The sequence below is a fragment of the Methylobacterium sp. Leaf111 genome (genome assembly GCF_001423285.1).
In the GTDB taxonomy this organism is placed as follows: Bacteria; Pseudomonadota; Alphaproteobacteria; order Rhizobiales; family Beijerinckiaceae; genus Methylobacterium.
Genome location: NZ_LMNE01000014.1, coordinates 16,925 through 41,195, shown reverse-complemented (window position 1 = coordinate 41,195; position 24,271 = coordinate 16,925). Strand labels below are relative to the sequence as shown.

20 protein-coding genes are annotated in these 24,271 nt (G+C 71.2%); 7 read left to right on the top strand and 13 right to left on the bottom strand.

The features are described from left to right. The 6 genes from flgK to ASF41_RS24760 all read right to left on the bottom strand — a co-directional run bounded on the left by flgK (window position 1) and on the right by ASF41_RS24760 (window position 6,955). Window positions 1-1,896 (bottom strand): flagellar hook-associated protein FlgK, encoded by a 1,896-nt coding sequence (gene flgK / locus ASF41_RS26450; protein ID WP_056493179.1) that lies wholly within the window; start codon window positions 1,894-1,896, stop codon window positions 1-3. A 118-nt stretch (window positions 1,897-2,014) separates the two neighbouring features. Then, complete coding sequence (locus ASF41_RS11030) at window positions 2,015-3,253, bottom strand: flagellar hook protein FlgE (RefSeq protein WP_056274209.1); 1,239 nt, start codon at window positions 3,251-3,253, stop codon at window positions 2,015-2,017. A 142-nt stretch (window positions 3,254-3,395) separates the two neighbouring features. Further along, complete coding sequence (fliI, locus tag ASF41_RS11025) at window positions 3,396-4,721, bottom strand: flagellar protein export ATPase FliI (RefSeq protein WP_056493175.1); 1,326 nt, start codon at window positions 4,719-4,721, stop codon at window positions 3,396-3,398. A gap of 4 nt (window positions 4,722-4,725) precedes the next feature. Beyond that, window positions 4,726-5,451 (bottom strand): flagellar basal-body rod protein FlgF, encoded by a 726-nt coding sequence (flgF, locus tag ASF41_RS11020; RefSeq protein WP_056274212.1) that lies wholly within the window; start codon window positions 5,449-5,451, stop codon window positions 4,726-4,728. A gap of 6 nt (window positions 5,452-5,457) precedes the next feature. Continuing rightward, a complete protein-coding gene (locus ASF41_RS11015) occupies window positions 5,458-6,234 on the bottom strand; it encodes a DUF1217 domain-containing protein (RefSeq protein WP_056213182.1) in 777 nt (258 codons plus the stop codon). A gap of 169 nt (window positions 6,235-6,403) precedes the next feature. Beyond that, window positions 6,404-6,955, bottom strand: coding sequence for a hypothetical protein (locus ASF41_RS24760; protein WP_056213179.1), 552 nt, complete (start codon window positions 6,953-6,955; stop codon window positions 6,404-6,406). Between the two features lie 140 nt (window positions 6,956-7,095). Here ASF41_RS24760 and ASF41_RS11005 point away from each other — a divergent pair, with 140 nt between their 5' ends. Both ASF41_RS11005 and ASF41_RS11000 read left to right on the top strand, forming a co-directional pair. Further along, the gene (locus tag ASF41_RS11005) at window positions 7,096-7,389 is read left to right on the top strand and encodes a PilZ domain-containing protein (protein WP_056213176.1); all 294 of its coding nucleotides are present in this window, start codon (window positions 7,096-7,098) and stop codon (window positions 7,387-7,389) included. A 333-nt stretch (window positions 7,390-7,722) separates the two neighbouring features. Next, complete coding sequence (locus ASF41_RS11000; protein ID WP_056274226.1) at window positions 7,723-9,126, top strand: flagellin; 1,404 nt, start codon at window positions 7,723-7,725, stop codon at window positions 9,124-9,126. A 118-nt stretch (window positions 9,127-9,244) separates the two neighbouring features. Here the strand turns inward: ASF41_RS11000 and ASF41_RS10995 are convergent, their stop codons facing one another. From ASF41_RS10995 to ASF41_RS10980, 4 genes are all read right to left on the bottom strand, one after another. Next, window positions 9,245-9,919, bottom strand: a complete 675-nt coding sequence (locus ASF41_RS10995; protein WP_056213171.1) for a response regulator transcription factor — start codon at window positions 9,917-9,919, stop codon at window positions 9,245-9,247. Window positions 9,920-10,311: 392 nt separating this feature from the next. Then, on the bottom strand, window positions 10,312-12,468 hold the full coding sequence (locus tag ASF41_RS10990) for an FUSC family protein (protein WP_056493172.1): 2,157 nt from the start codon (window positions 12,466-12,468) through the stop codon (window positions 10,312-10,314). Window positions 12,469-12,704: 236 nt separating this feature from the next. Then, on the bottom strand, window positions 12,705-13,445 hold the full coding sequence (aqpZ, locus tag ASF41_RS10985) for an aquaporin Z (protein ID WP_056213419.1): 741 nt from the start codon (window positions 13,443-13,445) through the stop codon (window positions 12,705-12,707). A gap of 538 nt (window positions 13,446-13,983) precedes the next feature. After that, a complete protein-coding gene (locus tag ASF41_RS10980; RefSeq protein ID WP_056213166.1) occupies window positions 13,984-14,361 on the bottom strand; it encodes a hypothetical protein in 378 nt (125 codons plus the stop codon). Between the two features lie 421 nt (window positions 14,362-14,782). Between ASF41_RS10980 and ASF41_RS10975 the strand changes: the two genes are divergently transcribed. The 3 genes from ASF41_RS10975 (at window position 14,783) to ASF41_RS10965 (ending at window position 18,981) form a co-directional block, all read left to right on the top strand. After that, on the top strand, window positions 14,783-15,613 hold the full coding sequence (locus ASF41_RS10975) for a PRC-barrel domain-containing protein (protein ID WP_056493169.1): 831 nt from the start codon (window positions 14,783-14,785) through the stop codon (window positions 15,611-15,613). After that, entirely contained in the window at window positions 15,610-16,962 is a 1,353-nt protein-coding gene (locus ASF41_RS10970) for an MFS transporter (protein ID WP_056493166.1), read from the top strand. The genes ASF41_RS10975 and ASF41_RS10970 overlap by 4 nt, the downstream gene beginning before the upstream one ends. Before the next feature lie 255 nt (window positions 16,963-17,217). Then, on the top strand, window positions 17,218-18,981 hold the full coding sequence (locus ASF41_RS10965) for an ABC transporter ATP-binding protein (protein ID WP_056213159.1): 1,764 nt from the start codon (window positions 17,218-17,220) through the stop codon (window positions 18,979-18,981). A 204-nt stretch (window positions 18,982-19,185) separates the two neighbouring features. Here ASF41_RS10965 and ASF41_RS10960 read toward each other — a convergent pair whose 3' ends face one another. Continuing rightward, entirely contained in the window at window positions 19,186-20,400 is a 1,215-nt protein-coding gene (locus ASF41_RS10960) for a polyhydroxyalkanoate depolymerase (protein WP_056493163.1), read from the bottom strand. A 374-nt stretch (window positions 20,401-20,774) separates the two neighbouring features. Between ASF41_RS10960 and ASF41_RS10955 the strand changes: the two genes are divergently transcribed. After that, window positions 20,775-21,431, top strand: a complete 657-nt coding sequence (locus ASF41_RS10955; protein ID WP_056379850.1) for a glutathione S-transferase family protein — start codon at window positions 20,775-20,777, stop codon at window positions 21,429-21,431. A gap of 229 nt (window positions 21,432-21,660) precedes the next feature. Further along, entirely contained in the window at window positions 21,661-21,930 is a 270-nt protein-coding gene (locus ASF41_RS10950) for a hypothetical protein (protein ID WP_056493160.1), read from the top strand. Window positions 21,931-22,034: 104 nt separating this feature from the next. Here ASF41_RS10950 and ASF41_RS10945 read toward each other — a convergent pair whose 3' ends face one another. Both ASF41_RS10945 and ASF41_RS10940 read right to left on the bottom strand, forming a co-directional pair. Continuing rightward, the gene (locus tag ASF41_RS10945) at window positions 22,035-23,468 is read right to left on the bottom strand and encodes an ATP-binding protein (RefSeq protein ID WP_056379846.1); all 1,434 of its coding nucleotides are present in this window, start codon (window positions 23,466-23,468) and stop codon (window positions 22,035-22,037) included. After that, window positions 23,465-24,193, bottom strand: coding sequence for a response regulator (locus tag ASF41_RS10940; RefSeq protein WP_056213417.1), 729 nt, complete (start codon window positions 24,191-24,193; stop codon window positions 23,465-23,467). The genes ASF41_RS10945 and ASF41_RS10940 overlap by 4 nt, the downstream gene beginning before the upstream one ends. Window positions 24,194-24,271 lie beyond the last annotated feature (78 nt).

Below are 24,271 nucleotides of genomic sequence, written 5' to 3'. Positions count from 1 at the left end.
CTATCGCACCGCGTCCATCAGGGTTTTCAGGAGATCGTTCACCAGGGTCAGCAGCTTGGCCGAGGCGGTGTAGGACCGTTCGAGCGCGAGGGTCGTCGCCGTCTCGTCGTCGGTGTTGACGCCGGTGGCGTTCGAATAGGCGTCGGAGGCGCGGGCGAGCAGCGTCGACTGGTAGTTCGACTCCGCGGTGGCGGCCTGCCGCTTGCCCGCGAGCCAGCCCACGGACGCCGTGGCGAAATCCTGGAGGCTGCCGCGGCTGGGAAGGTCCGCCGAGGCGTCGAAGGCGCGGTCGGCCGTCAGGACCGAGGCCAGCGTCCGCAGGCGGCCCGCGAAGGCGGTGCCGCCGCTGGCCGCCGGATTCGACCGGTAATCGGCCCCCGCGATGCCACCGTCCCGCAGCAGTGCGACGTCGCTGCCGCGCTGCGGATCGACCGAGGCGTTTACCCGGAGCCGGGCGGCCAGCCCGGTGGCGGCGAAGGGACCGCTCGGCACCGACCCGCCGGCATCCGCCGCGAACAGGCCGGCCGCCCGCGGCGGGACCCCGCCCGTGACGCCGAAGCCGACATCGACCAGCGTCCGGCCGGCCGTGGCGTCCAGGTTCTGGACGGTGAGCTGCGCGGCGGCCCCCGAGGCCGCCGCGGTGGTGAAGGTGAGGCGCCCGGCGCCGTCGAGGGCGGCGGTGACCTTGCCGGAGAGCGACGGCGTCGCGGTGTCGGCGGCGATCCGGCCGTTGATCGCGGCGACGAGCTCGGCCGGGGTCACCCGGGACGGGTCGGCGGCCGCACCCGCCATCGTGCTCGCGTTCAGCACGATCTTGACGGCGGAGCCGTCGGCGAGGCTAAGGGCGAACGCCACTTCGTTGGCGCCGCCGAGATCCGCCGTCCCGGCCGTGCCCGCGGCGGCCCCCGGGCGGAACGCCTCCGTCGTGGCGAGGGCGCCGAGGGCGCTCACCTGGCGCGTCGCTTGGTTCAGGACGCGGGTCCCGGTCTCGGCGAAGGCGTCGATGAGGCTGGCGGCGATCCCGTCGAGCTGGGATTCGTAGCGGGTCGCCACGCCGTCGCGCAGTTCCGCCAGGCCGGCGATGCGGCCGGACTGCACCGGCATCGGGGAATCGGCGCCCGTCACCGGCACGCCGTCGACGATGACGGCGGCCCCGGTGGTGCCGGCCGGGAAGGCGGCGGTGGGCGTGAAGGCGACGCGCCGGGCGCTGCGCTCGAACAGGGGGACGCCGCTGTCGGTGTAGATCGCGACGTCGTTGCCGGCGCGCACGACCGTGGAGATGCCGATCTCCTGGGACAGGCCGGCGAGGATGCGGTCGCGGTCGTCGAGGGCGTCGGTCACGTCGCTGCCGTTCGCGGTGCCGCGGGTCACGACCCGGTTGGCGGCCTCGAACTGGGTTAGGAGGTCGTTGATGCGCACGACCGACTCGGCGAGGCCGGCATCGGCCTGCGCGCGCACGGTCTCGACGGCCGCCGCGCTGCTGTTCAGGCTCGTCGCGAGGTCGCGCGCCCGGTCGACCGCGTCGCGCGCCAGCGCCACGTCGTCGGGCTGGTTGGCCGCGGCCTTCAGGGCCGCGTTGAGGGCCCCGAGGCGCGCAGCCGGAGAGGTGCCGTCGCCGGTGTCGCCGATGGTGCCCTGAAGGGTGGCGAGACCGTCGAGCACGGCCTCGCTCGCGGCCACGGAGGAGGTTCCGGCGAGCTTGCGGTCGAACAGGGCGACGTCGGTGGCTCGCTGGATCGAGACCGCGCTGCCCCCGCCGGCCGCCACCAGGTTGGCGATCTTGCGGGTGTAGAACGGATCGCTCGCCCCGGCCGTGTTGCGCGCGGCGACGGCGATCTGCGTCGAGGTCGCGAGCAGCGAGGTCCGGGCGGAGTTGAGGGCGAGGGCGAGGCCCATCGGGTATGTCCTGGAAAGCGGGCGGGTGGTGGGCGGCGGGCGCCGCCGCACCGGGGGGCGCGGCGGACGGGTCGTCGAGGCCCGGCGCCGGAGCCCGGCGCCGGGCTCCGGCGTGGCCTCAGCGCTTGAGGTTCATCAGGGTCTCGAGCAGCTCGTTGCCGGTCATGAACACCTTCGAGTTGGCGGTGTAGACGGTCTGCGACTCGATCATCGAGGTCAGCTCGGTGCTGACGTCGACGTTGGACTGCTCCAGGGCGCTCGCCTTGAGGGTGCCGAGGCCGCCGAGACCGGCGAAGCCGATCTGGAGGTCGCCGGAGTTCAGCGACGGCAGGTAGACGTTGCCGGCGCGCGGATCGAGATTGTCGGGGCTCTTCACCTCGGCGATCGGGATCTTGAAGGCCTCGAGGCGGGTGCCGTCGGCGTAGGTCGCGTAGACGAGGCCGTCCGGGCCGAATTCGGTGCCGGTCACGGCCGAGGGCGCCTTGCCGTTGGCGGTGCCCTTGAGGGCGTCGGCGCCGGCGAGCTGCGTCATGCCGCTCATGTCGAGGGTGAAGGGCTCGCCCCCGGGAATCGTGAAGCTCGCGGTGGTCGGGCCGGAGAGCTTGCCGTCGGCGTTGAAGACGAACTGGATCGGCGCGGTCAGGGCCGTCTGGTCCGGTCCATAGACCGAGGCGGTCCAGGTGTTGGGGAGGACCGGCGGAGTGGCGGTCGCGTCCGCGGGCGTGTGCTTCAGATAGATGTCGAGGGTGACGCTGTTGCCGAGCTTGTCGTAGGTGACGAGCGAGGTCTTCTTCGAATAGTTCGTCGGCGACACGGTTCCGCCGAGCGTCGGCGTGTCGGCCGCGAGGTTGCCGCCCATCGTCGCCTTGGTGGAGGGCGACGCCCGGAGGCCGAGGCTCGCCATGTTCACGGGCACCAGCCCGTCGGTGCTGTTGAGGGCGGGGGTCGGCGCCTGGCCGTCGACGAGGCTGTAGCCCATCAGGGTGAAGCCGCCGGCGTTGACGAGGTTGCCCGTCGGCCCGTCCACCACGAAGTTGCCGGCGCGGGTCAGGTAGGACGCCTTGTTGTCGTCCTGCACCACGAAGAAGCCGTTGCCCTGGATGGCGAGGTCGGTCTTCGAGGACGTGAAGGTGACCGGGCCCTGGGTGCCGATCGACCGGCGGATCGTGGTCTCGACCGCGCCGGAGGTGTAGTTCGCCGTGGAGCCGCCATCGATCAGCAGGGACGAGAACTCGGCCGCCGAGCGCTTGTAGCCCGTGGTGCTCGAGTTCTGGACGTTCTCGGCGACGGTGGAGATGCGGTTCGACTGCGCATTCATGCCGGAGACGCCGGTGCGCAAAACGCTGATGAGACTCATGACGTCACCTCGAAGAGGGGGATCGCGGCGCGGCGCGACGGTGTGGCGGGCACTAAAGGAAGGCAGGCTTGCGCGGGGCTGGGTGGCCGCGCGCGCGGGGGACGGAACGGGGCGGATGGGGCAGCGGGCGGCATGATCGGCCTCACGTCCGCAGGAACTGCGCGAGCTCCAGGAACGCGTCCTGGCTCGCCGCCATGCCGGGTTCCTGACGCAGAGCCTCGTAGATCCGCGGCACGAGGAGGATGGCCTGGTCGAGCTCGGCATCCTCGCCGGTGCGGTAGCCGCCCATCAGGCGCAGGTCGCGGGTCTCCTCGAACCGGGCCATCATGGCCTTGAGGCGCCGGACGAGCTCGCGCTGCTCGGGCGTCCAGACTTCGGAGGCCAGGCGCGAGATCGACCCGAGGAGGTGCACGGCCGGATAGCGGCCCTGCTCGGCGATGGCCCGGTCGAGGACCACGTGCCCGTCGAGGGTGCCGCGGATCGAATCCGCCACGGGATCGTTGTGGTCGTCGCCGTCGACGAGCACCGAGAACACGCCCGTGATGGTGCCGGCGCCGTCGAGGCCGGGGCCGGCCCGCTCGAGGAGGCGGGGCAGGTCGGAGAACACGCTCGGCGGATAGCCCCGCGCCACCGCGGGCTCGCCGGCCGCCAGGGCGACGTCGCGGGCCGCGTGGGCGTAGCGCGTGATGGAATCCACGATGAGCAGCACGGATTCGCCGGCGTCGCGAAACGATTCCGCGATGGCGAGCGCCATCTTGGGCGCCTGACGGCGCATCATCGGGCTCTCGTCCCCGGTGGAGACGACGATGACGGACCGGGCCCGGTTGGGCGCCATCGCGCCGTCCAGGAATTCGCGCACCTCGCGGCCGCGCTCGCCCACCAGGGCGACGACGACGCTGTCGAAGCCGGTGGCCCCGGCCAGCATCGCCAGCAGGGTCGACTTGCCGACGCCGGAGCCGGCGAAGATGCCGATGCGCTGGCCGAGGCAGAGGGGGGTGAACAGGTCGAGGGCGCGAACCCCGGTGCGCAGGGGCTGCGTCACCCGCGCCCGCTCCATGGCGGGGGGCGGGGCGGCTTCCAGCGGCACGGCGCGGGCGCCCGGGACGAGGTCGCCGAGGCCGTCGATGGGGCGCCCGAGGGCATCGATCACCCGGCCCTTCCAGCTCGGGTCCGGGCGCAGGGTCGGGTCGCCGAGGCGATAGGCCAGGGTTCCGATCCCGGCATCGATCCGGGAATCGAACGGCTTCACGGTCACGCCGCCCGCATCCACGCGCACGACCTCGCCGATCTGCTCGCGGCCGTTGGCCAGGAAGCCCATGCGGTCGCCGAGGGTCATGAACGGCGCCACGCCGGCGACGCGGGCCGCGCTGGCGGTGACCTCCTGGATCGGCCCGCCGACGCGCACCAGGGGCAGGGCCTCGCGGCCCCTCGCCAGGGCCGCGCCGAGGCGGTCGAGGAGATCGGGCATCGGCTCAGCCCTGGGGGCTCAGGGAGCGGATCGCCCCGGAGAAGGTGGTCTCGGTCTCGGCGCTGAGCGTCGCCGCGCTCTCGAAGGCGCGCTGGATGGTGATGAGCTTCGTCATCTCCAGCACCGGGTTGACGTTGGCGCCCTCGACATAGCCCTGGACCATGCCCATGCGGGTGAAGTCCTGCACCGGGACCGCCGGCAGGCTGGTGCTGACGCCGTTCGGCTCGGCGCGGGTGAGCGTGGTCTTCGGGTCGAGGGTGAAGAGGCCGATGGCCCCGACCTGGTTGATGCCCTGCGAGACGCTGCCGTCGCGCCCGATGGTGGGCGGGCCGGCCTGCGGATCGAGCAGGATCGGCGCGCCGCCGGGATCCAGCATCGGCTGGCCGGTGAGGCTGCGCAGCTGGCCCAGCGCGTCCATCGTCATGCGGCCGTCGCGGGTATAGACGGGGCCCTTGGCGCCCCGCACCGCGAACCAGGCCTCGCCCTGGACCGCCACGTCGAGGGGGCTGTCCGTCTTGATCGTCGGCCCGGCCCGCTGGGAGATGTAGGTGTCGCCGGAGGAGGCGAAGGCGACGGCGCCCTTGGTGGCCTGGGCGAGGAGCGCGGTGAACTTGGTGTCCTCGGCGCGGTAGCCGCTGGTGGACAGGTTGGCGACGTTGTTGGCGACCGCGTTCAGCCGCTTGTCGAGGGCGATCTGCGCCGAGAGCGAGACGTAGAGGGCGTTCTGCATGGCGCCTCAGCTCCCGAAACGAATGCGCTGGAGGCTGAGGAGCAGACTCGCGTCGAGGCCCTGCGCGGTGGAATCGGCGAACAGGTTGAGGACGGGGGCCGACGCGGCGTTGTTCTGGGCATCCCAGATCGCGGTGAAGCGCTGCACGAAGCGCTGCAGCTTGTCCGGGTCCTTGAAGCTCGCGAGATCCACCCGCTTCTCGATGATCGCCGCCTGGCCGGCGATGCCGTCCGCGCTGGAACTGTCGGGCAGGCCCAGGACGGTCTTGACCACCTGCGACAGCGCCGGATCGCCCAGAACGCCGTAGCCCGAGGAGACGGTGGGCGCCATGCGGGCGAAGTACAGGGCGAGACGCACGCCGGCATCCTCGCTGCCCGCATCGGTCTCCAGGCTCTGGCGCAGGTAGGCGGCGGTGGTGTCCGTGGTGGCGGCGGGCAGCGTCGTCGTGAAGGCGCCGTAGGTGTTGAAGTCGAAGGCCTTGGCGAAGGCGACGTAGCGGTCGTCGGCGAGGCGGTTGGCGAAGGCTTTCGAATCCGAGACCCCTTCGGTCAGCACCTTGCGCATGAAGGCCTTGGCGTAGGTCATGTCCTCCAGGCCGTAGGCCTTCATCGCGTAGGCGTAGAGGCGCCGGTCGCCGAGAAAATCGTCGATGGATTTCACGTCGCCGATCTTCGCCTTGTAGTAGGCGGTCTCGCGGGCGACGTCGGGCTGCGCGGCCTTGCGCGCCAGGGTGCCGTCGAGGTCGCGGGCGATCAGGCGGTAGCTCGTGAAGGTGCTCGTCATGGCAAGGCGCGATCGCTCGTGCGGCGCGGTGGCATCGCCGGATTGCAAAGAGAGGGGCGGGACGGCCGGGCGCCCGAGGCGTCGCGGAACGGAGCTGGGGCGGCCCCCGTCCGGCCTAGGCCGCGGGGCTTGCCGGAGGCTGGCGCCGAGACCGGGCCGCGGGCGGCCGTCACAGCGGGGTCGGCCCGATGATCGTCTCCGAGGTGATCACGACCCAGCCGGACCCGGTGGCGCGGATGGAGAGGATGCGGCCCGCGCCCGGCAGGACGGCGCCCGGCACCACTTGGCGCAGGCCCTCGGGGCCTTCCACCAGGGCCGCGCCCTCCGTCACCCGGCGCAGGACGTAGCCCCGTGCCTTCGCGGCGGAGTCGCCCCGCGGCTCGTCGGCGCGCGGCGGGACGGGATCGGGCAGCGCGCCGGTGGTGGTCGGATCGAGGTCGAGGGCCGCCTCGCGGACGGGGGTCGCCGTCCGCTTCCAGGCGAAGCCGCCGCCCACCGCCGGCAGGAACGGCTGGACCGAATAGGTGTTCGAGGCGCCCGTGATCGCGAAGGCCGCGAAGGTGCCCGAAACCACGGCGAGGCCGAGGCAGAGTCCGACGGCGGCGCGCTCCACGGCGGCCGCCCGGGACCGGCGCAGGATCTCGGCCCCGGCGGAGGGACGGGTGTAGCCGGGACGCGGCGAGAGCGGGGTGGCGGCGCGACGGGAGAAGGTCGGGGTCATGGCCATCGCAAGGGGAGCCGGCGGACGAGCCAAAACACTCACATGTTATAGTTACCAAGCCGTTAAGATCCGGCCCGGATCGACAGTCCGGAAACCCGCTGTTAAGCCTGCCCGCAGGTCGCGGACGGGACGGCGGGACGATGGCGGATTGGCAGGAGGCGGTTGCCCGGGGAGACCGGCCCGCGCGCACGCCCTCGCCGAAGCGCTTCCGCGTGATGCAGCAGGGCCGCATCGTCCTCGGCCCGGAGAGCCTAGTGCCCTGCATCGTCCGGGACCTCTCGCCGAAGGGCGCGAGCCTGCGCCTGCCGCGCCCGACCCCCCTGCCCGAGCGCTTCGATCTCGTCATCGCCGGCCACGAACTCCGGACCGTCGCGGTCCGGCTGCGCTGGCAGCGCGCCGACTTCGCCGGCGTGACCTTCCTGGCCCAGGACTGAAACCGTCCCCCTCGGGGGTGCGTCCCGCGGGCCTGCGGCACATCCGGGCACAGGCCCGGGCGATCGGCCTTAAGCTCCTGCTAAGCCGGACCGGGCATAGTCGCCTCATCGGCAAGCGACTGTCCCGGATCGGGACGGAAGCCCCTCGATACGAACGCGGTGGATAGGTTTCGTGGACCTATAGACATGATGTCGTCCCACCGGTCCGGTGAAACTCCGGGATGTATGAAGCAATACTTGACCTCTCCTGAGAGAGATCTTTAGCCCTCGGGGCGTATTGCTCGGCTACGCACACGAATTCCTTGCAATTCCTGCCAACCGGACATCCTCGCAATGACCAGCTTGCTGACCAACAACGCCGCCATGACGGCGTTGACGACCCTGAAAAGCATCAACACCCAGCTCGACATGACCAGCAACCGGGTCTCGACCGGCCAGCGCGTCTCGAGCGCCGCGGACAACGCCGCCTACTGGTCGATCGCCACCACGGTCCGCACCGACAACGCCTCGCTCGGTGCCGTGAAGGACTCCCTCGGCCTCGGCTCCTCGGCGGTGGACACCGCCTACAACGGCCTGAACTCCGCGATCTCCGATCTGCAGAACATGCGCGCCAAGCTGCAGACGGCCCTGCAGCCCGGCGTCGACCGCGCCAAGGTGCAGGTCGAAATCGACGCCATCCAGAACAAGATGGACAGCACCGCCAAGTCGTCGGTGTCGAGCGGCCAGAACTGGCTCTCGGTCGATTCCTCCGCATCGACCTATCAGAAGGATCGCCTGGTCATCGCCGGGTTCTCGCGTGAGGCCGACGGCGACATCGCGTTCTCGACGGTCAAGATCAACGTCAACGAGATCAAGCTCTACGACGCCAACGCGGGCACCAGCGTGGACGTGCCGGGCACGGCCGCCCAGGTGTTCGGCTCCCAGACGATGACCGGTCTGGCGGCCTTCCGTCCGGCGGACGCAACGCCCGCGAACCGGGGCACGGCCGATTTCTCGGGCGCCGCCACGGTCGCGCTGGACATCCGCGTGGACGGCTCCGCCACCGCGGCCGTGATCACGCTCAACAAGGCCAGCCTCACCTCGGCGGTCTCGAACCTGGCCCGCGTGACCACCGATGAGCTGCTCTCGGCGATCAACAACCAGATCGCCGGCTCAGTCGATCTGGCCGGCAAGGTCACCGCTGGTCTCGACACCCAGGGCCGCCTCACGTTTACCCGGAGCACGGTCGGTTCGCCGGAGTCCCTCCAGGTGAACACCACCGCAGCCAACACCGTCGACCTCGGCTACGGTGGCGCGACGGCCACCGGAAAGCTGGCAACCGGCACGGATGCGACCACGGTGGTGAGCAAGGGTATCCTGGACACGGCCGGCGGCACCTACACCACCCCAGGGGTCACGGGTAACTACACCGTCGCCGATTTCGACATCTCGAAACTGGTCGGGACCGCCGGCGACGCCGACCTCAGCAGCATCATCAACATGGTCGACAAGGCGATCGCCAAGGTCACCGATGCCGGCACCAAGCTCGGTGCCAACAAGACCCAGATCGACGGCCAGAAGTCGTTCATCGACACCCTGATGAAGGCCAACGACCGGACGATCGGCACCCTCGTCGATGCCGACATTGAGGAGGAGTCCACGAAGCTCAAGGCCCTGCAGACCCAGCAGCAGCTCGGCGTGCAGGCCCTCAGCATCGCCAACGCCGCGAGCCAGAACGTCCTCTCGCTCTTCCGCTGAGCCGAACGGCGCCCCGGAACTCCGGGGCGCTCCACGCAAGACAGGCCACGCCTCCGCGAGGAGGCGTGGCCTTTTGCATTCCGGAGGGTGCGCGACCGCGGCGGGACCCGGGCGCGGATCAGCCCACGAAGGTGTAGCCGGCCAGCCGCTTGGCCTCGATCGGGTCGTAGCCGAGGCGCATCCGCAGCTTCTTGCGCAGCTTGCTGATGTGGCCCTCGACCACGCTCTCCTCGACGTCGGTGCCGTGGTCGGCATAGACCGCGGTGAAGATCTGCGCCCGGCTGAGCTGCCGGCCGCGATGGCCGGCGAAATACTCGAGGATGTGCCGCTCGCGGCGCGGCAGGATCAGGCTGATCCCGTCGATCTCAGGGTCGCGGCCGTCGGAGAACACCTTGAGGCGGCCGCTGCGATCCTGGGCGGCGGGCGCCTGGATCTCGCCGCGGATGCCGCGCCGGCGGATCGCCTCGGCCCGGGCTAGGATCTCGCGGACATGGACCGGGCGGCGCACGACGTCGTCGATGCCGGCGGTGAAGAGGTCGAGGGTCTGCTCCAGGGAGCGGGTCTCGTTGAGGGCGATGATGGGCGCCTGGGAGAAGCTGCGGATCCTGGCGGTCCGGCTGGCGCGATCGGCGCATTCGCCGAGCACGATCCCCTGGAGAGCATCGGCCGGGTTTCCGGCGAGCCAGGCCAGGAAGTCGTCCGCATTCGTGCTGCGTGCCGGAACCGCCTGCGCGTTGAAGCCCGCCACGTACTCGGCGGCCACCGAGTGCCTCTCATCGACAACGATATACATTTCAGCGCCCCGCCGAAAACGAACTGTTCTGCAAGCCCACCGGACGATCACCTTGGAAGCGGAGCGACTTCGTTGTTCGCCCTTGGCATCCAGGTTTTACTTGATGATGACTTCGCAGCGGCCTCTCTTGAAGAGGATCTATTCGCTGCCGTCCGTCGCCTTGCGTTGGAAATGTTTCTTTAAGGAAATGGTTAATTTTGGATTAAGTGGTTCGGCGTCCTGTGATCCCGGTCCGATTTTCGGGCCTCTGGGATACCAGGGACGGCCTCGGACGGGCCGGATGTGGCAAATCGATCACGGTTTCGCGAGCGGCCCGGCACGCGAGCCGCAGCGCACGAATCGTGCGGCCGGCCGGCGGGCCTGGTCGGGGGCGCCGGACGATGGGCCGGCGCCTACCCGCGGGGGCTCCGCGCCGCGGCGGGTGCCAGGGTCTCGCCCAGCAGTTCGATCTGGGCGACGAGGCGGGTCAGGCCTTCGCTGCGAGGCACGGCGGGCATGGGCGGTGGCGTCTCCTCGCCTTCGCCCCCGAGGCTCGCCAGGGTCGCGGTGATCCAGCCGCTCCAGGCCGCGAGGGCCTCGGGTTCGGCCACCTCGACGGCGTAGCGCAGGGCCGTGAGGCGGGCCGAGATCCGCCGCAGGGTGGCGTCCGCCACCATGGCGGATTCCACCTGCGGGTGTCGCCCAGCCCGGGGCTGCTGCAGGGCGCGGGCGAGCGCGGCTTCAAGGTCGTTGAGGGCGAGGCCGGCGCCCCGGGCGGCCTGGGCCCGCAGGCCGCTGGCCTCCGCCTCGGGTCCGGCGCAGAGAACCGCCCGGGCGAAGGCCGCATGGGCCCGCACCGCCCTGCGCAGCTCGAGGCGCACCTGGTCGGGCTCCCAGATCGGCCAGAGCACGAGGGCGCTCGCCACCGCGATCAGGCCGCCGAGGAGGGTGAGGAGGGCGCGCATGCCCGCCACCTCCCAGGAGCCGTGCCCGGGTTCCACCACCTCGACGAGGAGGACCACGAGCGGGGTCAGGCAGGCGATGAAGACGCCGTAGCTGACCTGCCGGGCGGCAAAGCCGATGATGCTCAAGGGAAAGACCAGGGCGGCCAGGGCCAGGGGCGAGGTGGCGAAGCTCGCGAGAATGGCCCCGATCAGGCCGCCGAGCACCGTGCCGCCGATCCGCTCCAGGGCCCGCTGCCAGGTGGCGGCGTAGAACGGCTGCATCGTCAGCACCACTGTCATGGTGAGCCAGTGGGCGAACGGTCCGGCCCAGACCAGGGTCGCCCAGAGGGCGGGGGCCGCCACCACGGTGGCGCGCACGGCGTGGCGCAGGTTGGCGGAGGCGACGGTGAAGTTGGTGCTGAGCGGCCCGAGGAGCCGGGTCCCGAGGGGGAGGCTCGCCCGGCCCAGCAGGGCGCCGCCGGGCCGGTAGCCGTCCGGCGTCGAGAGCTTGGCGCCGATGCGGACGCGGTCGAGGATGCGGGTGGCGAGATCGTGCAGCCCGCGGTCATGGGCGAGGCGCCGGGTGCTGCGGTCGATCGCCCGGTCCAGGCGGGCGAGGTCGATCACGCTGTCGTCGCGGATGGCCCGCGCGATCACCCCGAGGAGCGGACGCAGGCGGCGCAGGAAGCGGCGGACCATGCGGCGCCGGCGCGGGTCCGGCTCGCCCTCGATCAGGTCCGAGACCGCGATCAGGGCGGCGAAGATCTGCTCGGCCGCCTCCAGGCGGATCAGGGCCTGGGCCGTGCGGTCGGAGATGCGCTCGCGGCTGCGGGCGAGGTCGACGATCACCGTGCGGGCCTGCTCGATCGCCTCGCGCACGCCCCGGCGATGGGCCCGGGCGTGGCGGTCGAAGGCCTGCAGGTCGAAGGTCTGGCGGTCGAAGATCTGGCGGGCGCCGCCCCGGGGGGCGGTCCTGGTCTCGAGCGTCTCCGGCCAGGCCAGGGAGGCGAGGTCCTCGAGATCGTCGCAGAGGCGGGTCAGGCGGCGCCAGACCTCGGCCACCGCGCGATGCGTGGGGCGATAAGGGTGAAGCCGCCACAGGAGGAGCGCCAGCAGCGTCGCCCAGAGGCCTCCGGCGGTGAAGACCAGCCCGGCCACCAGGGCCTGGTCGGGCGTGAGCGGCCGGTCCAGGGCGAAGCACAGGACGAGGACCAGGACGTTGCCGGCGGCCTGGGCCTGCACCCCCCAGACCCGGGCATAGGTGCAGCCGAAGATGACGATGCCGGCGAGCGGCACCACCGGCACCGGCCCCAGCGGCTGCATCAGGCCGAACAGCCCCCAGATCATTCCGCCGAGGAGGGAGAAGACCGTGAGCACGAGGAGGCGCGAGCGCATCGGCCCGCCCGCATCGGCGAAGCACGCGAGATTCGCGGCGAGCGCCACGGTGAGGAGCGGCGGCCAGGGAAACCATTCGTGCAGCAGGATGACGAGGCCGAAGGCCAGGGCCGCCCGCACCCCGTCGACGAGGCTGAGACCGCGGGGGTCGAGGCCGATCGGCAGGCGCGTGAGGTCGAGCCCCGGATTGGTCAGCGTCCCGCGCCCCCGCAGGAAGGCGGCCGCGCGCATCCGCCGGCGTCGGCCGGCCGCGGGACCGGTCGGGGCGGGATCGGACGGGCCGGGAGCGGACCGGGCGGAAGACGAGGGCATCGCGGACGAGGGGGACTCCCGGCGGGCGCAGGCCCGCCGTACCTCCGCGATCTAGGGCGTCTGCGCCCCGCGTGGAACCGCCGGGCTCGGCACGGGAGCCCTGCGTGACGCGGGAGCCTTCCGTCGCCCGCAGCGCCCGGCGCCGGTGGCCGGGGTTAGATCGCGCTGCCCTTCTCGACCACCGTCGTGTCCACGACGTCCGCGGGCTCATAGAGCCAGCGCGTCATGGCGCCCGCCGCCATCGCACCGACGATCGGCGCGAGCCAGAACAGCCAGAGCTGCGCCACGTATTCGCCGCCCGCGATCAGGGCCGGACCGGTGCTGCGCGCCGGATTGACCGACGTGTTGGTAACCGGGATCGAGATCAGGTGGATCAGCACCAGGGCGAACCCGATCGGGATGCCGGCAAAGCCCGTCGCAGCCCCCTTCGAGGTGGTGCCGACGATGATGACGAGGAAGAAGAACGTCGTCAGGACCTCGGTGACGAGGCAGGCCGCGAGGTTGTATCTGCCCGGGCTGAGATCTCCGTAGCCGTTCGCCGCGAACCCGTTCGGGACCCAGCCGGCCTTGCCCGAGGCGATGGAATAAAGAACGCCCGCCGCCAGGAGCGCGCCCGTCACCTGGGCGACGATGTAGGGCAGGACGTGCCGGTTGGCGCAGCGATGGGCCGACCACAGCCCGAGGGTCACGGCCGGATTGAAGTGCCCGCCGGAGATGTGCCCCACCGCGTAGGCCATCGTCAGGACCGTCAGTCCGAAGGCCAGGGCGACCCCGAGGAAGCCGATCCCGAGTTCGGGGAAGGCCGCCGACAGGATCGCGGCGCCGCAGCCGCCGAAGGTCAGCCAGAACGTTCCGAAGAACTCGGCGGTCGCCCGCCGCATCGTATCGTGATCCATGACGATGCCTCCCGCTCGCAGGGTCGCGAGGCACTCGTCCCATGGCGGGTTCGCCGCCATCGCCGGTACGACGCGAGACCGAATCTCCTCCGCCGCCGCGCGAGCGGCGCACCATCTCAGGATTACACAGTCGCAGGACGACAGCAACGAAGCCGGACAATCAAATTGTCACGCATCCGCCCAGGGCCGAAACCTTTCGTGTTTCAGTTGTCGGCGACCGCGAACCGGACCGAAGACTGAACAGGACCGGGGGAAGGCCGGCGCGCGGGCCATCCCCCACGGGGTGACGTCCATCAGTCACGGCGTCGGGTCCGCATTGTTCGGACGCCGCGCGGATCTCCTCGCACTCCCGTCGGGTAAGGGCCGGAGCCTCCGCGGGTTTCGGTCGGGGTCTGGAGGCGCGCCCCGACGCTGCGCGACACCCGCGCGAATCCGGCCCCCGCGAGGCTGGGCGGCGTCGCGGGGCCGGACCTTCGGACGTGGACGTTCCGTTCCGACCTCGGCCCTCAGGTCTCGGCCGTCAGAACGAACCCGGTCGTCAGAACTTGCCGCCGAGACCGACGCTGCCGCCCTGCCCCATCTGGGGGGCGAGGCCGCCGGAGCTCGACCGGCTCGTGGTCTCGCCCTCGATGTCCTCGCGGCGGATCCGGCGCTCCTCGTTCGCGGCAGCGCGGCTCTGGCCGCCGGCGGAGCTCGGCAGGTTGAGGCGGCGCGTCGGCGCGGTCTGCAGCGGGCCCCCGTCGGGGTCGACCTCGGCGGAGCGGCTGCGCTGGGGACCCGGCACCGCGCCACGCATGGAGGGCGGTGGCCCGACCTCCGTCTCGGGCATCACGCCGCCGCCGCCGCCGAGCGCTTGGCACCCGGCGAGCGCGGCGGCAACGAGCGCGACGGCGCAGGCTCTGGACGGAAGGGACATCGGGTCTGGTCCTCGGTAACACCGGCGACCGCATTCGGACGCCCACGCAAGCTATTCGCCTCTGTACGACGCAGATTTGTCGAAAACCAGACACGCTCCGGTGCGCAAGAGGATTGCGGCCACGCTTGGCCCGGTGCCAGAGTGCTGGTCTCGGAACCCAGATCGGTCGCAGCCCGGTCCGTTTCTTGCGCGCGATCGCGTCGTCCTGCTGTCCCCGGGGTTCGTTTCATCCCTCCCCGGGGATCGGCAGGAAGGGCCGCCGCTCGCGCGTCCCTTCCTGCCGCCCATCCACAACTTCGCCTTGGTCCACGCGCAATGAGGCCGGAACCGCCCGTCAGGCGGAACCCGCCGCCCAAGCTTCCATTGTGTCAGGCCGGCGAGACGCACCATTCGGGGAACGCGCGTGTTCAGAACTGTCCGGATGATCGCCACTGCGACGATCACCCTGTTGGCCGCCTCCGCGGCCGCCGAGACCCCGGCCGCGCCGGGCAAGGACGCCGCGCCGAGCTCCGGCGAGGTGACGACGGGCTCGTCCACGCCGCCGGCGTCCGCCCCGGTCCCGACTCCGGCGCCGCCAACCCAAGCTCAGCCGGCTCAAGTGCAGCCGGTTCAAGGGCCCGCGCAACCCGCTCCGGTTCCTGCCCCGGCGCCCGCCCAGCCGGCGGCGCCCGGGACGCCGCCCGTGGCCGGCCCGCCCGCGCCGAGCGCGCCCGCCGCCGGGGCGCCCGCGACGGGCACGCCCGCCACCGTTCTCGACACCCAGGATTACGAGGGCGTCCTCGGCAAGGCCGTGCGCAGCTCCACCGGCGAGGATATGGGGCGGATCATCGACATCATCCTCGACAAGGACGGGCGTCCGCGCGCGGCCATCATCGATTTCGGCGGCTTCCTCGGCGTCGGCTCCCGCAAAATCGCGGTGGACTGGCGCGCCATGCGCTTCACCATCGACGGCAAGGCGAGCCGGCCGGTGCTCCAGCTCAGCCGCAACCAGGTCCGCGTCTCGCCGGAATACAAGCCGGGCGAGCCGATCGTGGTGCTCGGCCCGGCGAGCCCGGCCGCTCCGGCCGAGGGCGAGCAGGCGGCGGCCCCGGTCCAGGGTCCGCTCGCGCCGCCGGCGCCCGTCGCGTCGCCTCCGGCCGCCGGTCCCGCCCCGACGACCGCGCCCGCCGCCACGATGCCGCCCGCCCCGGTCGCCGCGCCGGCGCCTGAGAAAGCGCCGGACAAACCGGCCGAGAAGTCGCCGGATCGATGACGGTCCCGCTTCCGAAGGATCGCCGGGCCCTCAAGCCGCGGGAGGTGGCGCGTCCGGAGTTCCGGCCGCGGCCGCTCCCGCGCCGCGACGCCCTCACGGACGACGCCCCGTCGGCGACGGCAGCGGAGAACCCGGCCGACATGAAGGTGATCTCGCGCCGGAGCACGCGCGGCCTCGACGGGTTCGCGTTCTTCGTGGCGAACCTCCAGACCGGCTTCGGCCCGTTCCTGGCCGTCTACTTCACCCAGGCGAAGTGGACGCAGTCCGATATCGGCTTCGCGCTGACCGTCGGGAGCCTCGTGAGCCTGCTCGGCCAGGTGCCCGGCGGCGCTTTCGTGGACGCGGTGCACGCGCGCCGGTTCGCCGCCGGCTTCTCGGTCGTGGCCATCGCGCTGAGCGCCTTCGCGCTGGCGATGTGGCCGAACTTCCTCGTCGTGCTCCTGGCCATGGCCGCCCACTCGGCGGCGAGCTGCATCCTCACCCCCGCCATCGCGGCGATTAGCATCGGCCTCGTCGGGCATGCCCGGGCGGGCGAGCGGCTGGGCCGCAATGCCAGCTTCTCGGCCCTCGGCAATGCCGTGGCCGCCGCCGGCATGGGCGCCTGCGGCTACTACCTCTCGAACGACGCGGTGTTCTACCTGACCGCCGCCCTGATGGTGCCGACCCTGATCGCGCTGTCGCGGATCCGGCCGGAGGAGATCGACGGGCCGGCCCACGTCAAGGCGAGCGGGACCGCCGGCGCGGGCCAGGGCGAGGCCGGCCTGCGCGCCCTCCTCACCAACCGCGCGCTCCTGTGCTTCGGCGCCTGCATGACCCTGTTCTTCCTCGCCAACGCGGCGATGCTGCCGCTTGTGGGCAGCATGCTGACCCTACGGGCCAGCGAGACCGCCACGGCGCTGATCGCCGCCTGCATCGTCGTGCCCCAGGTCGTCCTTGCGGTGTCGGCGCCCACCATCGGGCGACTGGCCGAGCGCTGGGGCCGCCGCCCGCTGCTGCTGCTCGGCTTCGCCGCCCTGCCGATCCGCGGGCTGCTCTTCGCCTACGTCGACAGCCCGGAACTCCTCGTGGCGGTGCAGATCTTCGACGGCATCTCGGCGGCGGTGTTCGGCGTGATGGTGCCCCTCGTGGTCTCGGACGCCACCCGCAAGACCGGCCACTTCAACCTCGCCCTCGGCGCGGTCGGCACCGCCATGGGCATCGGCGCCGCCCTGTCCACTTCGCTCGCCGGCGTGATGGCGGATCGGCTCGGCAGCCACACCGCGTTCCTGGGCCTCGCGATCGTGGGCTTCGCGGCCTTCGCCCTCGTGGCGCTCATCATGCCCGAGACGCGCCGCGACCCCGCGGTGTAACCTCGGGCGGGTCCGCGGACGGATCCGGGCGGCATCGAATTCGCTTGCCGCTCAAGCGACGTTCAGGTTTGCACGCTAAAACGCGCAAACCTCCGCCAGACACTGCAACGCTTGCGTCCGCTTCGCGTTGCGAGTCCGGGGGGCTCCGAAACCTGTGTGGGGCACGCGCGGGAAATCAGGGTCCGCGAGGACGCCTTAACAGTAGCCGGTCCACCCTACGTCCGGGCGGGCCTCGAAACCGGGACGGTCACCGCGATGGAAGACCTCTGCGTTTATGCCGATAGGCCGTTCGCCTTCGTGGGACGCTATCTGCGCCGGCGCGCCCTGCCGCACCTCGTCATCCTGTGCGCCGTGCTCGGCGCCGTGGGCTTCTCCGTCAGCACGGACTATGCCCTGAAGGGCGTCGTGGATGCGCTGAGCAAGGGTCCGCAGGCCGGCCTGATCTGGGGCGCCCTCGCCCTTCTCATCGCCTTCATCGCGGCCGACAACATGCTCTGGCGCGTGGCGAGCCTCGTCGGCTCGTTCACCTTCGTGGGCGTCACCGGCGACATCCGGCGCGACCTGTTCCGGCACATGACCGGGCACTCGCCGACCTTCTTCGCCGACCGGCAGCCCGGCACCCTGGCCTCGCGCATCACCGCCACCTCGAACGCGATCTTCACGGTCGAGAACATGTTCGTGTTCAACGTGATGCCGCCCTGCGTCGCGGCCTTCGGCTCGATCCTCTACATCGCCACCGTCAACCTCACGATGGCCCTGGTGCTGGCCGGCATCTTCGCCGCCGTCGTGCTGCTGATGTTCAAGATGGCGGCGGCCGGAAAGCCGCTGCACCACGACTTCGCCGCCAAGGCCGCCTCGGTGGACGGCGAGATGGTCGACCTCGTCGGCAACATGCCGCTGGTCCGGGCCTTCTCGGCCTTCAAGCGCGAGTATACCCGCTTCGACGGGACCATCGGCCAGGAGATGCGCTCGCGCCGCTCGTCGCTGCTCTACCTCGAGAAGCTGCGCATCGTGCACGCCATCCTGACGGTGCTGGCGGTGCTCGGCCTGCTCTACTGGGCGATCACCATGTGGGAAGCGGGCCAGGCGACCAACGGCCAGGTCGTACTCGTCTGCACCCTCGGCATCCGCATTCTCGCCGCGACCCGCGACCTCGCCGTGGCGCTGGTGGACGCGACGCAGCACACCGCCCGTCTCTCGGAGGCGCTCCACACGCTGCTGCAGCCCCACGACCTGATCGATCACCCGGAGGCGGAGCCGCTCACCGGCACCGGCGCCGAGATCACCTTCGACCACGTCGCCTTCTCCTACCCGGACGGGCGCGGCGTCTTCACCGACTTCGACCTCGTGATCCAGCCGGGCCAGCGGGTCGGCCTCGTCGGCAAGTCGGGCGGCGGAAAGTCGACCCTGTTCTCCCTGCTGCAGCGCTTCTACGACGCGCAGGGCGGCCGTCTCCTGATCAACGGCCAGGACATTCAGCGCATCACCCAGGAATCGCTGCGCGAGGCCATCACGGTGGTGCCGCAGGACGTCTCGATGTTCCACCGGACCCTGCGCGAGAACATCCGCTACGGCCGGCCCGATGCGTCGGACGAGGACGTCTGGAAGGCCGCGGCCGCCGCCCACTGCACCGACTTCATCGACGCGCTGCCCGAGGGCTTCGACACCATCGTGGGCGACCGCGGCGTGAAGCTCTCCGGCGGGCAGCGCCAGCGCATCGCCATCGCGCGGGCCATCCTCAAGGACTCGCCGATCCTGCTCCTCGACGAAGCGACCTCGGCCCTCGACGCCGAGTCCGAGGAGGCGATTCGCCATGCCCTCGCGAACCTGATGAAGGGCCGCACGGTCATCGCGATCGCGCACCGCCTCTCGACCCTGAGGGACTTCGACCGGATCGTGGTGCTGGAAGGCGGCCGCATCATCCAGGACGGGTCGCCCGACAAGCTGACGCACCTCGACGGCTTCTACCGCGAGCTGATGAAGAAGGAATCCATGTCGATGGCGCTCGCCGCCGCCTGAGGCGCGCGGGACGACGCACCCGACCGTCGACACCGACCGGCGCCCTCCCCCCCGCGGGGAGGGCGTTTCGCCGTTGGGATGCGAAGCCGGCCCCGCTGGGCGGTCTCCTGGGCGCGCACCGCGATCCGAGCGGTTCGGCCGCACGGGAAACCGTTCGACGCGGTCGCCCGCGCCGTCGGGATGGTCCGGCGGGACGCCGTCGGCTCAGTTGTGCGACTGGATGAAGTTGCGCACCAGCGGGTAGGTCTGGCTCTCCCACTTGCGGCCCGAGAAGACGCCGTAATGGCCGACGCCGGCCTGGAGGTGATGGCTCTTCATGTGGTGCGGCAGGCTGGAGCAGAGGTCGTGCGCCGCCATGGTCTGGCCCACGGCGCAGATGTCGTCGCGCTCCCCCTCGACCGTCATGAGCGCGGTCTTGCGAATGGCGCCCATGTCGATCGGATTGCCACGATAGGTCAGTTCGTTCTTGGCCAGGGTGTAATCCTGGAACACGGTCTTGACCGTCTCGATGTAGAACTCCGCCGCGAGGTCGAGGACGGCGAAATACTCGTCGTAGAAGCCCTCGATCTGGCGCGCCTTCTCGTTCTCCCCGTTGGCGAGATGCCAGAACAGGTCGGCATGGCCCTGGACGTGGCGCTTGGCGTTCATCGAGACGAAGGCCGAGACCTGCATGAAGCCCGGATAGACCCGCCGCCCGGCGCCCTTGTGCCGCTCGGGCACGGTGGCGATCAGGTTCTTCTCGAACCACGCGATCGGCTTCGAGGTGGCGAGGTGGTTCACCGAGGTCGGCGAGATCCGGCAATCCACCGGGCCGGCCATCAGCGTCATGCTGCGGGGATGCGCCACGTCCTTCGAATGCGCCATCACGGCCGCGGCGGCCAAAGCCTGCACGGCCGGCTGGCACACGGCGACGAGATGAGCCCCCTCCCCGATCACCCCGAGGAACTGCACGAGGTGGTCGACATAGTCGTCGAAGCCGAAGGGGCCGGCCTCGAGGGGCACGTCGCGGGCATTGTGCCAGTCGGTGATGTAGACGTCGTGATCGGGCAGCAGGGTGCGCACCGTGCCGCGCAGCAGCGTGGCGAAATGGCCCGACAGGGGCGCCACCACGAGGACGCGGGGCTGATCGGTGTCGATGTCCTTCTTGAACCGCAGCAGGGTCCCGAACGGCGTCGCGAACGCCGTCTCCTCGGTCACCGGCACCTCGCGGTTGCCCACCGTCACGCTGTCGATGCCGTAGGCGGGCCGCGAGAAGGTCAAGCCGGCCCGCATCATCATCCGGGCACCGGCCGACCACCAGCTCAGCGGCTCCTTGAAGCCGGCCGCGGTCCAGGGCGAGACGGCGTCGTGGACGAGCCGTCCCCAGGCGCGCGTCTGCTCCGCCAGATCCGACTGGGCATCGAAGGCACGATAGAGCATGCAGCCCGAACTCCTACGCGAACGGTCAAATCGCAGATCGTCCGCGGCAAGCGGGCGCGACGGCAGAGCCGCCGACGATGGGGCGCTAGGCTGCGGCAGGCTGGGCCCGGACGCAACGGCCTTAACGTGTGATATCCTGCGGTTGTTGTGCGTATGCATCACCGGAGACATGTCGCACGTCGCATCGGAATAACAGGTGAACAATGGATCGCCGGAGGTCGTGACTGTGAAAGGTCAACCTTCGCGGTGGGAAAAAGCTCCCGTGTCCGCCGAGCATGCGGCGGATGAACCGGAAACATCCTGCGTGTCGGGGCCTCGGGCGGCACAAGTCTTGGATCACGTGTCGGCGAGGGACCAACAGGGGGGACGGATCGATGCCCGCGGCAACGCTGACGATTTCAAGCCGGAACTACTCGTCGTGGTCGCTGCGGGGTTGGCTGGTCTGCCGCATGGCCGGCCTCGACTTCGAGACGGAGCTTCTGTCGGGGAACGACGCCTCCACCCGGGCGGAGCTGCTGCACCTGTCGCCGTCGTTCCTCGTGCCCCGCCTGGTCCACGGCGAGATCATCGTCTGGGACACTCTCGCCATCGCCCAGTATCTCAACGAGATCCGTCCCGAGGCGGGGTTCCTGCCGCCCAATGCGGTGGCGCGCGCCCATTGCCGCTCGATCTCGGGCGAGATGCATGGCGGCTTCATCAACCTGCGCTCCGCGCTGCCGATGAACCTCAAGGCGCGCCACGCCAACTTCAGGATCTTCAACGGCGCGCGCGGCGATATCGAGCGCATCATCACGATCGTCGACGAGTGCCTGGGGCGCTACGACGGACCGTTCCTGTTCGGCGAGACGCCGAGCCTCGCCGATGCCATGTACGCCCCCGTCTGCACGCGGTTCCGCACCTACGACGTGAGCCTGCCGCGCCGGACCGAGGCCTATCGCGACACCATCCTGGCCTGGCCGCTGATGACGGAATGGGCGGCGGACGCGGCGCGGGAGCCCGACGAGATCGAGGAACTGGACATGGAGTTCTAAGTCTCGAGTTCTGAGGCCCCGAGGTCCGAAACTCCGGGTTCCGAACCTCCGCGTTCCGAAGCGCCGCGACGTCGGGGCCACAAGGGTCCGGGGCACAGCGTCGGCGCCCCGCCGCGCCTACGTGCGCGGTGGCACGTCGTCCCGGTCGGACGCGTCCCATATCACGCTCACCGCAGTCGAGACGCAGGGACATACGGTCCTCGTCTCACACAAGAGTGATATTCTTTCGATGAAACATCGTCTTTTCGCCCTCGCCGCCGCGACTGTTCTTGCCGTTGCGGCCCCGGCGACCGGCAGCTTCGCGCTCGATCGCGTCGCGCCGACCTACGGCGATGTGCCGGCCTCGCGCTACGACGACATCACGACGGGGTCGATCCGCTCCTACGACGTCCCGGTGACCGGCCGTTGTGCGGACAATTCGGCGAGCCAGGGCAACGCCAACCAGCAGAACTTCTCGGTCCAGCAATACGGCCAGACCTCGGGCGGCCCGCGCTGCTGACGCCCTGACGGGGTGACGCAAGCCGGCGCGGAGCGCCCGGCCTCGCGGTAAGGCCCGCCCCGGGAGGGGCGGGTCTTCTTTGCTTCTGCGCCTCTCCGGCGCAATCAGGCGGCGGCGGCGCGGTGGTCCGCATCGACCGTGACGCCCGCTGGGGTCGCCTGGGCGGTGGCGGCGCGCGGCAATTCGATCCGCGCCGTGAGGCCCCGCGGGGTCCGGTTACGCAGGGTGAAGCGACCCTCGTGCGAATCCGCGATGGCGAGCACGATGGACAGGCCGAGGCCGAAGCCGCTGGCGGTGTCGAGGTTGCGCGCCCGGTCGCCACGCACGAAGGGCTGGAGCATCGCGTCCCGCTCCGCCTCCGGGATGCCGGGGCCGTCGTCGCTGACCTCCACGGCGACGCCGCGCTCGGTCTGGGTCACCGTCAGCCGCGCCGCGCCGCCATACTTCACCGCGTTGTCCACGAGGTTCATGATCGCGCGCTGAAGCTCCTCCGGTCGGCCCTGGACCAGCACGTGGCGGGTCTCGGCCACCCGGACGTCGGCGCCGATATCGGCGAACTCGTCGGCGACGGTCTGGACGATGGAGGCGAGGTCGATCAGCATCTTCGCGCCCCCCTCCGGGCCGTGGCCGTCCCGCACGAAGGACAGGGCCGCCTCCACGAGGCCGTTCATCTGGTCGAGGTCCCGCAGGGTCATGGTCCGCGCGTGATCGTCCTCGATGAACTCGGCGCGCAGGCGCAGGCGGGTGATCGGGGTGCGCAGGTCGTGGCTGATGGCCGCGAGCATCTGGGTGCGGTCGTCGATCAGGCGCCGCACGCGGGCCCGCATCCGGTCGAGGGCGCGGGACAGGGCGACGACCTCGCGCGGGCCGTTCTCGGGCAGATCCACCAGATTCATGCGGGTGCCGAACACGTCCGCGGCCTCAGCGAGGCGCGCCAGGGGCGCCGTCAGCGCCCGCGTGGCCCAGAGGCAGATCAGCGAGACGGCCACGCCCAGGAACACGAAGGTGAAGATGATCGCGCCCTGCCGCATGGGCGGGCGGTCGTCGTCCGGCACCAGGGCGGAGAGCCGGGCGCCGCCCGGCGTCGCGAGGCCCACGCGCACGCCCGTGGGCGCCTCCGCCGGTCGCTTGGCCGCCGACAGGTCGGTGATGGCGAGGGGGCGTCCGAAGCCGTCGCGCAGGCGCTGGACCACGAAATGATCGCCGATCCGATCGCCGCCGGCCGGCTCCGTGGCGGCGGCCCCGGCATCGGTCGCGTCCCAGGGCTCGATCCGCAGGGTCGGCAGCATCCGGGCGGCGTTGGCCAGGAGCGCCGGGCGATCGGCCGGGCTCGCACCGTCGAGGAGGCGGGCGACGGTGGCGAGGCGGTTCGCGGCGACGCCGGGATGGTCGTCGGGCCGCCAGGGCTCGCGCAGGGTGAAGAAGGCCAGCGTCGCCATGGCGTGGGCCAGGACCACGGCGGCGACGATGAGCAGGGCGATCTGCCCGGCGACGCTCGACGGCACGAGGGCGCGCAGGCGGCTCCAGGGGGGCCTCATGTGCGGGTGACCTCGGGCGTGAACAGATAGCCGCCGGAGCGGATGGTGCGGATGATCTCCGGGTTGCGCGGATCCGGCTCGATCTTCTGGCGGATGCGGCTGATCAGGACGTCGATGCTGCGCTCGAACGGGCCGGCGGCGCGCCCCTGCGTCAGGTCGAGGAGCTGGTCGCGGGAAAGCACCCGGCCGGGACGCAGGCAGAGGGCGTGCAGCAGGTCGAACTCCGCCCCCGTGATGGCGATGCGCGCGTCCTCCGGGCTGAGGAGCTGGCGCAGGGAGACGTCGAGGGTCCAGCCCAGGAAGTGGAGGCGGCGTACGCCCTCCTCCGCCTCGGCCTCCGTGCCCGAGCCCCGCCGCAGGATGGCGCGGATGCGTGCCAGGAGCTCGCGCGGGTTGAAGGGCTTGCCGAGATAGTCGTCGGCCCCGATCTCGAGGCCGATGATGCGGTCGATCTCCTCGGCCTTGGCGGTGAGCATCAGGATGGGGATGCGCGAGGTGGCGCGCAGGCGTCGGCACAGGCTCAGGCCGTCCTCGCCCGGGAGCATCAGGTCGAGCACGACGAGGTCGACCCGGGCATCGGCCAGGACCTTGTCCATGGCTGCCCCGTCCCCGGCGAGGCTGACCCGGCACTCGTTGGCGCGCAGGTAGCGGGCGACGAGGGCGCTGATCTCGCGGTCGTCCTCCACGAGGAGGATGTGCGGATGGGTCGTGGTCGTCTGCGTCATGGTCCCGAGCATCGCGGCTCCCTCCGCATCCGGGGCCGGTGCCCGGCTCTCCTGCGGATCTGTCAACGCGCGAGTATG

Coding starts and splice junctions, on each gene's coding strand:
- flgK (WP_056493179.1), bottom strand. CDS start 1,896: ATGGGCCTCGCCCTCGCCCTCAACTCCGCCCGGACCTCGCTGCTCGCG.
- ASF41_RS11030 (WP_056274209.1), bottom strand. CDS start 3,253: ATGAGTCTCATCAGCGTTTTGCGCACCGGCGTCTCCGGCATGAATGCG.
- fliI (WP_056493175.1), bottom strand. CDS start 4,721: ATGCCCGATCTCCTCGACCGCCTCGGCGCGGCCCTGGCGAGGGGCCGC.
- flgF (WP_056274212.1), bottom strand. CDS start 5,451: ATGCAGAACGCCCTCTACGTCTCGCTCTCGGCGCAGATCGCCCTCGAC.
- ASF41_RS11015 (WP_056213182.1), bottom strand. CDS start 6,234: ATGACGAGCACCTTCACGAGCTACCGCCTGATCGCCCGCGACCTCGAC.
- ASF41_RS24760 (WP_056213179.1), bottom strand. CDS start 6,955: ATGACCCCGACCTTCTCCCGTCGCGCCGCCACCCCGCTCTCGCCGCGT.
- ASF41_RS11005 (WP_056213176.1), top strand. CDS start 7,096: ATGGCGGATTGGCAGGAGGCGGTTGCCCGGGGAGACCGGCCCGCGCGC.
- ASF41_RS11000 (WP_056274226.1), top strand. CDS start 7,723: ATGACCAGCTTGCTGACCAACAACGCCGCCATGACGGCGTTGACGACC.
- ASF41_RS10995 (WP_056213171.1), bottom strand. CDS start 9,919: ATGTATATCGTTGTCGATGAGAGGCACTCGGTGGCCGCCGAGTACGTG.
- ASF41_RS10990 (WP_056493172.1), bottom strand. CDS start 12,468: ATGCGCGCGGCCGCCTTCCTGCGGGGGCGCGGGACGCTGACCAATCCG.
- aqpZ (WP_056213419.1), bottom strand. CDS start 13,445: ATGGATCACGATACGATGCGGCGGGCGACCGCCGAGTTCTTCGGAACG.
- ASF41_RS10980 (WP_056213166.1), bottom strand. CDS start 14,361: ATGTCCCTTCCGTCCAGAGCCTGCGCCGTCGCGCTCGTTGCCGCCGCG.
- ASF41_RS10975 (WP_056493169.1), top strand. CDS start 14,783: ATGATCGCCACTGCGACGATCACCCTGTTGGCCGCCTCCGCGGCCGCC.
- ASF41_RS10970 (WP_056493166.1), top strand. CDS start 15,610: ATGACGGTCCCGCTTCCGAAGGATCGCCGGGCCCTCAAGCCGCGGGAG.
- ASF41_RS10965 (WP_056213159.1), top strand. CDS start 17,218: ATGGAAGACCTCTGCGTTTATGCCGATAGGCCGTTCGCCTTCGTGGGA.
- ASF41_RS10960 (WP_056493163.1), bottom strand. CDS start 20,400: ATGCTCTATCGTGCCTTCGATGCCCAGTCGGATCTGGCGGAGCAGACG.
- ASF41_RS10955 (WP_056379850.1), top strand. CDS start 20,775: ATGCCCGCGGCAACGCTGACGATTTCAAGCCGGAACTACTCGTCGTGG.
- ASF41_RS10950 (WP_056493160.1), top strand. CDS start 21,661: ATGAAACATCGTCTTTTCGCCCTCGCCGCCGCGACTGTTCTTGCCGTT.
- ASF41_RS10945 (WP_056379846.1), bottom strand. CDS start 23,468: ATGAGGCCCCCCTGGAGCCGCCTGCGCGCCCTCGTGCCGTCGAGCGTC.
- ASF41_RS10940 (WP_056213417.1), bottom strand. CDS start 24,193: ATGACGCAGACGACCACGACCCATCCGCACATCCTCCTCGTGGAGGAC.